The sequence below is a fragment of the Dechloromonas hankyongensis genome (assembly GCF_022012295.1).
Lineage (GTDB): Bacteria > Pseudomonadota > Gammaproteobacteria > Burkholderiales > Rhodocyclaceae > Azonexus > Azonexus hankyongensis.
Genome location: NZ_JAKLTN010000001.1, coordinates 668,038 through 680,495 on the forward strand (window position 1 = coordinate 668,038; position 12,458 = coordinate 680,495).

At 61.6% G+C, this 12,458-nt stretch carries 13 protein-coding genes, 3 tRNA genes and 1 riboswitch; of the genes, 7 read left to right on the plus strand and 9 right to left on the minus strand.

Annotated elements, in window-relative coordinates:
- Positions 1–61: 61 nt before the first annotated feature.
- The 3 genes from LZ012_RS03220 to LZ012_RS03230 all read right to left on the minus strand — a co-directional run bounded on the left by LZ012_RS03220 (position 62) and on the right by LZ012_RS03230 (position 391).
- Positions 62–137: transfer RNA gene (locus LZ012_RS03220), tRNA-Met, on the minus strand.
- 84 nt (positions 138–221) lie between these two features.
- Positions 222–297, minus strand: a tRNA-Lys gene (locus LZ012_RS03225).
- An 18-nt stretch (positions 298–315) separates the two neighbouring features.
- Positions 316–391, minus strand: a tRNA-Lys gene (locus tag LZ012_RS03230).
- A gap of 157 nt (positions 392–548) precedes the next feature.
- Here LZ012_RS03230 and LZ012_RS03235 point away from each other — a divergent pair.
- On the plus strand, positions 549–1,373 hold the full coding sequence (locus LZ012_RS03235; protein WP_275707492.1) for a mechanosensitive ion channel family protein: 825 nt from the start codon (positions 549–551) through the stop codon (positions 1,371–1,373).
- A gap of 65 nt (positions 1,374–1,438) precedes the next feature.
- On the opposite strand, the gene metF is transcribed toward LZ012_RS03235, so the two are convergent.
- The 6 genes from metF to metK all read right to left on the minus strand — a co-directional run bounded on the left by metF (position 1,439) and on the right by metK (position 7,512).
- Positions 1,439–2,263 carry a methylenetetrahydrofolate reductase [NAD(P)H] gene (metF, locus tag LZ012_RS03240; RefSeq protein ID WP_275707494.1) on the minus strand — a complete coding sequence of 275 codons (825 nt, stop codon included), beginning with the start codon at positions 2,261–2,263 and terminating at the stop codon, positions 1,439–1,441.
- Complete coding sequence (locus LZ012_RS03245) at positions 2,260–3,081, minus strand: TlyA family RNA methyltransferase (protein ID WP_275707496.1); 822 nt, start codon at positions 3,079–3,081, stop codon at positions 2,260–2,262. The genes metF and LZ012_RS03245 overlap by 4 nt, the downstream gene beginning before the upstream one ends.
- Before the next feature lie 9 nt (positions 3,082–3,090).
- Positions 3,091–3,438 carry a phage holin family protein gene (locus tag LZ012_RS03250; protein WP_275707498.1) on the minus strand — a complete coding sequence of 116 codons (348 nt, stop codon included), beginning with the start codon at positions 3,436–3,438 and terminating at the stop codon, positions 3,091–3,093.
- A 9-nt stretch (positions 3,439–3,447) separates the two neighbouring features.
- A complete protein-coding gene (gene ahcY / locus LZ012_RS03255) occupies positions 3,448–4,860 on the minus strand; it encodes an adenosylhomocysteinase (protein ID WP_275707500.1) in 1,413 nt (470 codons plus the stop codon).
- An 81-nt stretch (positions 4,861–4,941) separates the two neighbouring features.
- Positions 4,942–5,016: riboswitch (S-adenosyl-L-homocysteine riboswitch) on the minus strand.
- A gap of 21 nt (positions 5,017–5,037) precedes the next feature.
- Positions 5,038–6,204 carry an HD-GYP domain-containing protein gene (locus tag LZ012_RS03260; protein WP_420839467.1) on the minus strand — a complete coding sequence of 389 codons (1,167 nt, stop codon included), beginning with the start codon at positions 6,202–6,204 and terminating at the stop codon, positions 5,038–5,040.
- A 144-nt stretch (positions 6,205–6,348) separates the two neighbouring features.
- A complete protein-coding gene (gene metK / locus LZ012_RS03265) occupies positions 6,349–7,512 on the minus strand; it encodes a methionine adenosyltransferase (RefSeq protein ID WP_275707504.1) in 1,164 nt (387 codons plus the stop codon).
- A 159-nt stretch (positions 7,513–7,671) separates the two neighbouring features.
- Between metK and LZ012_RS03270 the strand changes: the two genes are divergently transcribed.
- From LZ012_RS03270 to xerC, 6 genes are read left to right on the plus strand one after another with little or no spacing between them, the layout of a single operon-like run.
- The gene (locus LZ012_RS03270; protein WP_275707506.1) at positions 7,672–8,514 is read left to right on the plus strand and encodes a lysophospholipid acyltransferase family protein; all 843 of its coding nucleotides are present in this window, start codon (positions 7,672–7,674) and stop codon (positions 8,512–8,514) included.
- Positions 8,515–8,517: 3 nt separating this feature from the next.
- Positions 8,518–9,393: a lysophospholipid acyltransferase family protein gene (locus tag LZ012_RS03275; RefSeq protein WP_275707508.1), complete on the plus strand. Its 876-nt coding sequence runs from the start codon at positions 8,518–8,520 to the stop codon at positions 9,391–9,393.
- On the plus strand, positions 9,390–9,896 hold the full coding sequence (locus LZ012_RS03280) for a GNAT family N-acetyltransferase (protein WP_275707510.1): 507 nt from the start codon (positions 9,390–9,392) through the stop codon (positions 9,894–9,896). The genes LZ012_RS03275 and LZ012_RS03280 overlap by 4 nt, the downstream gene beginning before the upstream one ends.
- 60 nt (positions 9,897–9,956) lie before the next feature.
- Positions 9,957–10,787 (plus strand): diaminopimelate epimerase, encoded by an 831-nt coding sequence (gene dapF, locus LZ012_RS03285; RefSeq protein ID WP_275707512.1) that lies wholly within the window; start codon positions 9,957–9,959, stop codon positions 10,785–10,787.
- The gene (locus tag LZ012_RS03290) at positions 10,784–11,455 is read left to right on the plus strand and encodes a DUF484 family protein (protein WP_275707514.1); all 672 of its coding nucleotides are present in this window, start codon (positions 10,784–10,786) and stop codon (positions 11,453–11,455) included. Before dapF ends, LZ012_RS03290 begins: the two co-directional genes overlap by 4 nt.
- Positions 11,452–12,360, plus strand: coding sequence for a tyrosine recombinase XerC (gene xerC / locus LZ012_RS03295; RefSeq protein WP_275707516.1), 909 nt, complete (start codon positions 11,452–11,454; stop codon positions 12,358–12,360). The genes LZ012_RS03290 and xerC overlap by 4 nt, the downstream gene beginning before the upstream one ends.
- Positions 12,361–12,458 lie beyond the last annotated feature (98 nt).

Genomic DNA, 12,458 nt, shown 5'->3' on the forward strand with positions numbered 1-12,458 from the left:
GGCGTCGCCAGCCACAAAGAAAAAGGCCAGTCGAGCGACTGGCCTTTTTGCTGGAATGCTGTGGTTGCGGGGGCAGGACTTGAACCTGCGACCTTCGGGTTATGAGCCCGACGAGCTGCCAACTGCTCCACCCCGCGTCCGGTGGTCGATTCGCCAAGACGAATCGGGTACTGCTGAAGCAAAAAGCCTCGGCACCAGGCCGAGGCTTAGAGCTTTAATTCTGGTGGGGCGTCACAGATTCGAACTGTGGACCTACGGATTAAGAGTCCGCTGCTCTACCAACTGAGCTAACGCCCCAGAATTTCCCTTTTCGACTGGTGGGTCGGGCGAGATTCGAACTCGCGACCAACGGATTAAAAGTCCGCTGCTCTACCGACTGAGCTACCGACCCGCCTAGGGAGCGCGAATTATATAGAGCACCCCATGGTGCGTCAACGGAAAAGCGGACTTTTGTGAAGATATGTGGGCTGACATATTTTTTTGAGGGCGCCGAACTAGAATTTATGGTGCCCATCCGCGGCATTTTTCACCGTTGAAGGAGAGCAGAAATGACTGAACAGGATATTTCCCGTTACCAGGATCTGATCGTTGCAACGGCTACCGATGTCGGCGTCAAGATACTCGCCGCCATCGTCTTCTGGGTGATCGGCCGCTGGCTGATCGGCGTCGCCGTCGGCATGGTCCGTGCCGCGCTGGAAAAGCAGAAAGTCGACCCGACGGTGTTGCGCTATGTCGGTTCGATCGTGACCGTGACTTTGAACGTCTTGCTAGTCATCGGCATTCTCGGCTATTTCGGCATCCAGACGACCACCTTTGCCGCCCTGATCGCCGGTGCCGGTATCGCCATCGGGGCAGCCTGGGCCGGCCTGCTGGCCAATTTCGCGGCCGGTGCCTTCCTGATCGTGCTGCGCCCCTTCAAGGTCGGCGATTTCGTCACCGTGGCCGGCGTCACCGGGACGGTGACCGAAATCGGCCTGTTTGCGACGGCGATCAATACGCCAGACAACGTATCGACCGTGGTCGGCAACAACAAGATTTTCAGCGACAACATCCAGAACTTCACCCACAACCCGTTCCGCCGGGTGGATCTGAAATGCCAGCTGGCCGGGGCGGCCGATCATCAGGCGGCGATTGCCTTGTTGCGCGAGAAAATTGCCGGCATTCCCAATGTGCTGAAAGAGCCGGCTGTCGATGTCGAAATTCTCGATTTCACGCTGGTCGGGCCGGTCCTCGCGGTGCGCCCCTACTGCCACAACGATCACTACTGGCAGGTTTATTTCGATACCAACAAGCTGATGCGCGAGGCGCTGGGCGAAGCCGGGTTCCCGGCGCCGATGCCGGCGCAAAGTGTGATCGTCACGCAGTCTGCCTGATTCCGGCTGACAAGAAAAAGCCCGCGATTTCTGTCGCGGGCTTTGTTTCGTCCGTTGGCCGGGAATCAGCCAAGGCGGCGGCAAATCTCCGTAGTCAGGGCCGACTGATTCATCGAATAGAAGTGCAGGCCGGGGGCGCCGCCCTTGAGCAGGCGTTCGCACAACTCGGTAACGATATCGAGACCGAAGGCGCGGATTGAGTCGGCATCGTCGCCATAGCTCTCGAATTTCTTACGCATCCAGCGCGGGATTTCGGCGCCACAGGCATCGGAGAAACGGGCCAGCTTGGTGAAACCGACGATGGGCATGATGCCGGGGACAATGGGCACATCGACGCCGAGCGCCTGGGCTTCGTCGACGAAGCTGAAGTAGGAGTCGGCATTGAAGAAGTACTGGGTGATGGCCGAATTGGCGCCGGCCTTGACCTTGCGTGCGAAGGCATCGAGGTCATCCTTCGGGCTGCGCGCCTGCGGGTGCCATTCCGGGTAGGCGGCGACTTCGAGGCTGAAATGGTCACCGGTTTCGGTGCGGATGAATTCGACCAGCTCGTTGGCGTAGCGAAATTCCCCGGTCTCGGCCATGCCCGAAGGCAGGTCGCCGCGCAGGGCGACGATGCGGCGGATGCCGGCCGCCTTGTAATCGGCCAGGATGTCGCGGATGCTGGCCCGCGTCGAGCCGATGCAGGAGAGGTGCGGGGCGGCAGCATAGCCTTCGGCGGCGATTTCCTTGACGACCGAGAAGGTCCGCTCGCGAGTCGAGCCGCCGGCGCCGAAGGTAACCGAAAAGAAGCTCGGATTCAGTTCGGCCAGCTTGGTGCGGACGGTGCGCAGCTTGTCGACACCTTCCGGCGTCTGCGGCGGGAAAAACTCGATGGAGATTTCTGTTTTCATTTGTTCAACCAGATGAAGAATTCGCGGTTGCCATCACCGCCGGTAATCGGGCTGTCCAGCCAGGCGCGGACGGTCAAGCCGAGGACGCGGGCGCAGTCGCGCAGCTTGCGCTCGACATCGACGTACAGCGTGGTGTCGCGGACGATGCCACCCTTGCCGATATTGGCGGGACCGACTTCGAACTGCGGCTTGACCAGCAGCAGCATGTCGCCGTGTGCGGCGAGCATGGCCGGCAGTTGGGGCAGGATCAGGGTCATCGAAATGAAGGAAACGTCGCCGACGATCAGGTCAAAGCCGCTTTCCGGGAAGGCTTGGCCGATATCCGCGGCGTTCAGGGCGCGGCAATTGATGCCTTCGATGGCGGTGACGGCCGGATCGGCCCGCAGGCGGGCGTTCAACTGATCGTGGCCGACATCGACACCGACGACATGGCGGGCGCCGTTTTGCAGCAGGCAATCGGTGAAACCGCCGGTCGATTGGCCGACGTCGAGGCAGAGCTTGCCGCCGACGGCAATCCCGGTCTGTGCCAGCGCACCGGCCAGTTTCTGGCCGCCTCGCGACACGAAATGGCCATCGGGATCAGCAGCAACGACCAAGGGCGTGCCGTCCGGCAGCTCCATGGCCGGTTTGGTGATCCGCCCGCCTTCCCAGCTGACGCGCCCGTCCTTGATCAACGACTGAGCTGCCGTGCGCGATGGAGCGAGTTGCTGGGCGACGAGCAGGGCATCCGCCCGCGACATCCCGGCCGGTCGTTCCTGACTGGGTTGGCGCGGTGCCGGCGGTTTTTTCTGCCGGGCGTGGAAGGAGTTCATGCTCATTGCGGAGAATCAGTTCTTGCGCAGCAGGATGGCGCTGAGCAGCCAGGAGATCAGGCTGTAGCCGATCGAGCCGAACAGCGCCGACCAGAAGTCGCCGACGTGAAAGCCTTCAACGAGATTGCCGGCCAGCATGAAGAGCAGGGCGTTGATGACGAAGATGAACAGCCCCAGCGTTAGCAAGGTCACCGGCAGCGTGAGCAGGATCAACAGCGGCTTGAGCAGCGTGTTGATCAGGCCGAGGACGACGGCGACCAGTAGGGCCGTGCCGAACCCGGCTATCTGGATGGTCGGCACGACATAGGGCAGCGCCAGCAGGGCCAGCGCATTGACGATCCAGACAGCGAGCAGGTTCAGCATGGCGGTTGCTTAGTAGCGGTAGTGGTCGGCCTTGTACGGGCCTTCCTTCGGCACGCTGATGTAGGCAGCCTGCTCGTCGGTCAGCTCGGACAGTTGGGCATTCAGCGTCTTCAGCTGCAGGCGGGCGACCTTTTCATCGAGGTGCTTGGGCAGGGTGTAAACGCCGACCGGGTACTTGTTGGAACCCTTGACCGCTTCGCTCCACAGTTCGATCTGGGCGATGGTCTGGTTGGCGAAGGACGAGGACATCACGTACGACGGATGGCCGGTACCGCAACCGAGGTTCACCAGGCGGCCCTTGGCGAGCAGGATGATGCGCTTGCCGTCCGGGAAGATGACGTGATCGACCTGTGGCTTGATTTCTTCCCACTGGTACTTCTCGATCGACGCAACGTCGATTTCGTTGTCGAAGTGGCCGATGTTGCAGACGATGGCGTTGTTCTTCATCTTGACCATGTGGTCATGGGTGATGACGTGGAAGTTGCCGGTGGTGGTGACAAAGATGTCGGCCTTGTCGGCGGCGTATTCCATGGTCACGACGCGATAGCCTTCCATGGCGGCTTGCAGGGCGCAGATCGGGTCGATTTCGGTAACCCATACCTGGGCCGACAGGGCGCGCATGGCCTGGGCCGAACCCTTGCCGACGTCGCCATAGCCGGCGATGACGGCGATCTTGCCGGCGATCATCACGTCGGTGGCGCGCTTGATGCCGTCGACCAGCGATTCGCGGCAACCGTACAGGTTGTCGAACTTGGACTTGGTGACCGAGTCATTGACGTTGATGCCCGGGAACTTCAGTTCGCCGCGCTGGTGCATCTGGTACAGGCGATGCACGCCGGTGGTGGTTTCCTCGGTGACGCCCTTGATCTGGGCCAGGCGGACGGAATACCAGGTCGGATCGGCGGCCAGCTTGGCCTTGATGGCGGCGAAGAGGATGGTTTCTTCCTCGGAACCCGGCTTGGCGAGCACCGAGATGTCCTTCTCGGCACGGGCGCCGAGGTGCAGCAGCAGGGTGGCGTCGCCGCCGTCGTCGAGGATCATGTTCGAATAGCCGCCGTCGGCCCATTCGAAGATGCGGTGGGTGTAATCCCAGTAATCGACCAGGGTTTCGCCCTTGACGGCGAAGACCGGGATGTTCTGCGCGGCGATGGCGGCGGCGGCGTGGTCCTGGGTCGAGAAGATGTTGCACGAGGCCCAGCGGACTTCGGCGCCGAGGGCGGTCAGCGTCTCGATCAGCACGGCGGTCTGGATGGTCATGTGCAGCGAACCGGTGATGCGTGCGCCCTTGAGCGGCTGGGTCTTCGCGAATTCCTCGCGAATGGCCATCAGGCCCGGCATTTCGCCTTCGGCAATGTTGATTTCCTTGCGACCCCAGTCGGCAAGGTTGATGTCGGCGATGACGTAGTCTTTGAATTCGGCCACAGTAAGCTCCTAAGTAACTGTGACGGGGAGGGGAATAACGGCGTTGTTGCTCACCGGCGGCCCCCTGCGCCCGGCAGGGTTGATCAGTGAGCGCCGTTTTAAACCGAGCCTGGGAGCGGTATCGATCACCGTGCTCCTGCAGCGCCCCTCGGTAGGCTACGGATTATAAACGCGTTTTCAAACCTTGTCGCCGGCCCAGTAGCTGTCGATATCCTTGATGCCCCACTTGGCTGCATCTTCCCGGCCGACGATTTTTTCCCGGCTGCGTGCCAAATCAATAGCTTCAGGACGGATATAGGCTTGCGATTTGGTCGAGAAAAAAACCTTGATCTTGGGCTTGAGCAGAGATTGCTCGCCTTGTTCGGTGACGACTCCCAGTTTGCCGGACTCCAGACGGACCAAGGACCCGACGGGATAGATGCCCAGGCTTTTGACGAAAGCCTGGAAAATGGCAGGATCGAAGTGCCCCTTCCATTCGGCCATCCGCTTGATCGATTCGGCCGGACACCAGCCCGCCTTGTACGGACGGTTTGATGTAATGGCATCGTAAACGTCGCAAACCGCGCCCATCTTGGCGTACAGGCTCATGGTGTCGCCTGTGATTCCTTTCGGGTAGCCGCTGCCATCGACCTTTTCGTGATGATGCAGACAGACGTCCAGCGCCATCTCGGAAATACCACGCCCCTCGAGCAACAGATTGTGGCCTTCTGCCGGGTGGGTCTTGATCAGAGCAAATTCCTCGTCGGTCAGCTTGCCTGGCTTGTTGAGCACTTCCAGCGGGATCGTAGCCTTGCCCAGGTCGTGCAACAGCCCGGCCATGCCGGCGTCGCGCACCTGTTGCTCGTCAAGGTCAAGCTGGCGGGCCAGGGCGATCATCAGGGCGCAAACCGCGACCGAGTGCATGAAGGTGTAATCGTCGGCCGTCTTCAGGCGGGCCAGGCTGATCAGGGCGCCGGGATTACGCATGATTGAATTCGAAATTTCTTCGACCAGCGGTAAGGCGGCCTCGGCTTCGATGGCCTTGCCCATACGCGCCTCCTTGAACATCGAGACGACCGCTTCCTTGCCTTTGGCGACGATTTTCGACGCCCGTTTTATTTCGTCGTCGAAAGAAGCCTTTTCCTGCACGACAGGCGGTTCCGGTGGAATGCTGTCGACCTCGACGACAGGGGGTGAGCCGGGCTCAGATGGCAGATCGACATCCAGTCCCCGCATAGTGTCGATCCACACCTCCTTGATCGGGCTTTCCAAAATCAGAGTGAGATCCTGAGAATCGGTCAGGACGAATTTTGTCCGCCAGAACGGGTGGTCCAGCCAGGGGCCACAGAAGGCCTGCAGATGCATGCCAAGCCTGAGGTGTTCGACGGATATTTTTTTAAGCATATTTATCAATTTTAATAAAAAAGGAGCCGCGAAGGCTCCTTTTCATTATGGCGCAATACCATGGTTATTGAACCGTGGTTAGCGCACAGCGGCGCTGTTCGCCTGCTACAGGCCGGCGTCGGACTTAAGCAGCATGGCGCGGTCGGTTGCTTCCCAGGTGAATTCCGGCTCGTCGCGGCCGAAGTGGCCGTAGGCGGCGGTCTTCTGATAGATCGGGCGCAGCAGATCCAACATATTGACGATGCCCTTCGGACGCAGGTCGAAGTGCTTGCGGACCAGGGCGGTCAGGGTTTCGTTGCTGACCTTGCCGGTGCCATAGGTCTCGACCATGATCGAGGTCGGCTCGGCGACGCCGATGGCGTAGGAAACCTGCACCAGGCAGCGTGAGGCGAGGCCGGCGGCGACGATGTTCTTGGCAACGTAGCGGGTGGCGTAGGCGGCGGAACGGTCGACCTTGGACGGGTCCTTGCCGGAGAAGGCTCCGCCGCCGTGTGGGGCGGCCCCGCCGTAGGTGTCGACGATAATCTTGCGGCCGGTAAGGCCGCAGTCGCCCTGCGGGCCGCCGACGACGAAGCGGCCGGTCGGGTTGACCAGATACTTGATGTCGCCCTTGATCAGTTCCTTCGGCAGCACCGGCTTGATGATCTGTTCGATGGTCGCTTCGCGCAGGTCTTCCAGGCTGATGTCCGGCGAATGCTGGGTGGACAGCACGACGGTGTCGATCGAGTGCGGCTTGCCGTCGACGTAGCGGATGGTGACCTGCGACTTGGCGTCCGGGCGGGCCCACGGCAGGCGGCCGTCCTTGCGCAGCATGGCCTGGCGTTCGACCATGCGGTGCGACAGGTAGATCGGCAACGGCATCAGCGACGGGGTTTCGTCGCAGGCGTAGCCGAACATCAGGCCCTGGTCGCCGGCGCCCTGGCCGAGGTTGTCGTCGTAGGCGGCGTTGACGCCCTGGGCGATATCCGGGCTCTGCTTGTCGTAGGCGACGAGCACGGCACAACCCTTGTAGTCGATGCCGTATTCGGTGTTGTCGTAGCCGATGCGCTTGATGGTGTCGCGGGCGACCTGGATGTAGTCGACGTTGGCGCTGGTGGTGATTTCACCGGCCAGGACGACCAGGCCGGTGTTGCACAGGGTTTCGGCGGCGACGCGGGAATGCTTGTCCTGGGACAGGATGGCGTCGAGGATGGCGTCGGAAATCTGATCGGCAACCTTGTCGGGATGGCCTTCGCCGACAGATTCCGAGGTGAAGAGGTAGTCGCTCATGTATGCTCCAGTGGTCCTTTTGATCCGGCGTTACCGGCTTTGGACCACGAGCAGGCGACGCTTTAGCAGAATTTGTGAATCGCCCCGCAAGTTGTCTCTTTAACTCGGCGATCGGATAATAGTAACCTTTTCTCACGGGGATTCAACCCCCGGGGCCTCATGGTTTTTCTTTTTCGCCTTCTTTCCCTGCTCCCCCTGTGTGTGTTGCATGCCCTTGGCGGGATGCTGGGACGGCTGATCTACTGGCTGTCGCCGACCTATCGTCAGCATTTGCAGGAAAACCTGGCGCAGGCCGGCATTGATCCCTCGATTCGCGGTGCTGTCGCCGCCGAAACCGGCAAGCAGATGGTCGAGCTGTCGCGCATCTGGATGCGTCCACTCGACGAGGCGGTGCCGCTAGTCGCCGAAGTGGTCGGCGGGGAACTGGTCGAGGCGGCACGTTCGGCCGGCAAGGGCATCGTTTTCCTGACGCCGCACCTCGGTTGCTTCGAGATTACCGCCCAGTACCTGTCCTCATTTGGTGACATTACCGTCCTCTATCGGGCCCCGAAGTCGGCATCGGCCCAGGAACTGATCCTGATGGGCCGCAAGCGCGAGCACCTGCACCTGGCGCCGGCCGACCTGTCGGGGGTGCGCGCGCTGATCAAGGCGCTGAAGAAAGGGCAAATGGTGGGCATGCTGCCCGACCAGGCACCGAAGACCGGCGAAGGCGTCTGGCTGAAATTCTTCGGCCGCTACGCCTACACCATGACGTTGGCCGCCCGCCTGACCGAAACCGATGCCGTTTCGCTGCTTACCTGGGGCGAGCGCCTGCCTGGCGGGCGCGGCTTCCGCATCCATTTCTCGCAACCGACCACTCGCTTGTCGGGGACAACCGTCGAGCGGGCGCAGCAGATCAACCACGAGATCGAAGCCTTGATCCGCCAGTGCCCGGCCCAGTACCTGTGGGGCTACAACCGCTACAAACGACCGGGCGGCGCCGAAGCGCCGCCGGCGGAGTGATTCTTGAAAATATTTCTGACCTATATCCTCGTTGGTTTCCTGTGGCTGTTGCACTGGCTGCCCTTGCCGCTCCTCCGGGCGCTGGGCGGGGGCTTGGGGCGCTTGCTCTACGCCGTCGGGCGCGAGCGGCGCAAGGTGGCGCTGACCAACCTGCGTCTGTGTTTCCCGGATAAAACCGAAGCCGAGCGCGAAGACATCGCTCGCCGGCATTTCGTCGCCTTCGCCCAGGCCGTGCTCGACCGGACGCTAGGCTGGTGGGCTTCGAAGGAGCGGCTGCAGCGCATCATCCGGATTCATGGCGTCGAGCATCTGACCGATCCGGCGGGGCGCCCAGTCATCATGTTGACGCCGCACTTCGTTGGCCTCGATGCCGGGGGAACCGTTGTGTCGATGCACGTCGTCGGCTGCAGCGTGTTTTCCATGCAGAAAAATCCGGTACTGAACAAGCTGCTTTATGATGGGCGGATGCGTTTCAACGAGGCGGTACTGCTGTCGCGGCAGGACGGGATGCGCAAGATCGTCAGGGCCATGAAGGATGGCCACCCCTTCTATTACCTGCCGGACATGGATTTCGGGCCGAAGGAGTCGATATTCGTGCCCTTCTTCGGCGTTCAGGCGGCGACCATTCCGGCGCTGTCGCGCCTGGTGCGCTTGACCGGCGCCCGCGTCGTGCCGGTGATTTGCCGTCAGTCTCCCGATGGCTACGACATCGAAGTCATGCCGCCTTGGGAAAATTTCCCCGGCGCCAGCGTCGAGGCCGATACCGCACTCATGAACCAGTTTATCGAAAGCCAGGTGCTGCGCATGCCGGAGCAGTACTTCTGGTTGCACAAGCGCTTCAAGACCCGGCCACCCGGAGAACAGAGGTTTTACAAATGAACAACAAGCTGAATGTAGAAATCCGTTCCGTAACGCCGCCCGAGGTGCCGGCGATCGCCGCGCTGGCCCGCGAGATCTGGCAGGCGACCTACCCCGGCATCATCACCCAGGAGCAGATCGACTTCATGCTCGAGCAGCGCTACGGCCACGAGCGCCTGTACGACGACCTGGAAGATCTGCACAAATGGCTGGACCAGGCCTTCGTCGACGGCCGGCGCATCGGCTTCGCCTTCAGCGAAATCTACAAGGGCGAATTCAAGCTCGACAAGCTCTACATCCACCCCGACGTGCAACGGCATGGCGTCGGCGGCCAGTTGATCGCCAACGTCGCCGAACGGGCGAAGCGCGAAGGCTATCCCTGCGTGATCCTGCAGGTGAACAAGCGCAACGTGAATGCCATCAATTCGTACAAGAAGTACGGCTTCGCCGTCCGCGAATCGACCGTCGACGACATCGGCCACGGCTACGTGATGGACGATTACGTGATGGAGAAGAAACTTTAAGAACTTTGGGCAACGTGCTGTGTCTGCTATGATTTTCCGGATCATTTAGCGGAGCGGCACGTGAAACTCAAATTCTCCAAGATGCATGGTCTGGGCAACGATTTCGTTGTTCTGGACGGTGTCCGCCAGCAGGTTTCCCTGAGCCCGGAACAACTGGTCTATCTGGCCGACCGTCACTTCGGGGTCGGCTGCGACCAGATCCTGCTGGTCGAAAAAGCCGGGCAGCCCGGCATCGATTTCCGCTACCGCATCTTCAACGCCGATGGCGGCGAGGTCGAGCAGTGCGGCAACGGCGCGCGCTGTTTCGTGCGCTTCGTCCATGACCAAGGCCTAACCGACAAGCGGCAGATCCGCGTCGAAACCCTGCGCGGGACCATAGAACCGCGCCTCGAAGCCGACGGCAATGTCACCGTAGACATGGGCGAGCCGCGTTTCCTACCGGCCGAAATTCCCTTCATGGCCGACGAAGACGTGATCATCCACTTGCTCGACGTCGCCGACGAAACCTTGGAGACCAGCGTCGTGTCTATGGGTAACCCGCATGCCGTGCAGGTTGTCGATAGCGTCGATACGCATCCGGTGGGCGAGCATGGGCCCTTGATCGAGAGACACGAGCGTTTCCCGCAGCGGGTCAACGCCGGCTTCATGCAGATCATCGACCGCCATTCCATCAAGCTGCGTGTCTATGAGCGCGGTTCGGGCGAGACCATGGCCTGCGGCACTGGCGCCTGCGCCGCCGCAGTGGCCGGCATCCGCCGTGGCCTGCTCGACTCGCCGGTACGCGTGACGACACGCGGCGGCGACCTGAGCATCGCCTGGGGCGGCCCAGGCCGACCGGTCCTGATGACCGGCCCGGCAGTTACCGTATTTTCTGGAGAAATTGAATTATGAGCGCCATGTTCCCCGAGGAAATCGCGGACTACCTGAAGAACAACCCGAGCTTTTTCGAGCAATACGCCGACCTGATGGCGCAGATTTTCGTGCCGCATCCGCATGGTGGCCGTGCCGTGTCGCTGGCTGAGCGCCAGATGCTGACCCTGCGCGAAAAGAACCGGACGACCGAAAGCAAGCTAGCGGAACTAATCGCCTTCGGCGAGGAAAACGATGCAATCAGCGAGAAAGTGCATCGCCTTGCCGTAGCCTTGGTGGCGGCCGAAACCTTCCAGGCTGTCATTCATCTGCTCAATTTCCACCTGCGCGACGATTTTTCCGTGCCGCATGTCGCCCTGCGCCTGTGGGACAAGCCGGAAGGCATCGAGGATCTGCCGGAATTCGCGGCGGTCAGCGAGGAACTGCAAGTCTTCGCCGAAACCCTGGCCCGCCCGTACTGCGGTTCGACCGCCGGCTTTGGCACGGCGTCGTGGTTCGGCGAGCATGCCTCGCACATCCGTTCGCAGGCGCTGATCGCGCTGCGCAACGGTGGCGGCACCATCGGCATGATTGCGCTGGGCAGCGAGGACGCGCAGCGTTTCTACGCCGACATGGGCACCCTCTATCTCGAACGCCTGGGCGAGATGGTTTCCGCCGCGCTGGCCCGGGTGACCAAGAGCGTGTTGTGACCTCCGCGGCGGCGGTTGATCCGCGGTTGGCCGACTATCTGGCTGAATTGACGGATCAGCGGCGCATGTCGCCGCATACGGTTGCCAATTACTGCCGCGATCTGAAAAAACTGCTGACGGCCGCCGGCGAAATGCCGCTGGCCGATCTGCAGGTCTATCATGTCCGTCGCTTCGTTGCCCAGTTACACGGCCAAGGTCTCGCCGGCCGTTCGCTAGCCCGTTTGCTGTCCGCCTGGCGCGGCTTTTTTCGCTGGCTGGGCGAGCGCGGCATGCTCAAAGCCAATCCCTGCGACGGCATCCGGCCGCCCAAATCGCCTCGCCTGCTGCCCAAGGCCTTATCGGTTGACGAAACGGCCCGCCTGCTTGAGCCGGTAGAGGATGACGATCCGGTCCAGTCGACCCGCGATCTGGCCATGTTCGAGCTGTTTTACTCTTCCGGTCTGCGCCTGGCCGAACTGGTCGCCCTCGATTGTGATGTGCTGGATAGCGTAATGAACGACGGCGAAATCCGCGTCCTCGGCAAGCGCAGCAAGCTGCGCCTGGTGCCGGTCGGCAGCAAGGCGCGCGAGGCGCTTGCCGCCTGGGCTGCCCTGCGTCCCGAGCTGGCCCGGCCGGATGAAAAGGCGCTGTTCGTCGGCGCGCGCGGTGCTCGCATCAGTCCGCGCATGGTCGAGTCCCGCCTGGCGCGGCGCGCCATCCAGCTCGGCTTGCCTACCCATGTCCATCCGCACATGCTGCGCCATTCCTTCGCCTCGCATGTCCTGCAATCCTCCGGCGACCTGCGCGCGGTGCAGGAAATGCTCGGCCACGCCAGCATCGCGTCGACCCAGGTCTATACGCACCTCGACTTCCAGCATCTGGCCAAGGTTTACGACGCGGCGCATCCGCGGGCCAAGGCGAAGTAATCCCGGAAAAGTGCCAAAAATCAAGGCTCCGTTGACGATTTTGCTACCAACCTCTATGATTGACGGTTTCGAAAAATCGCCGGATTCAAGGAGTTTTC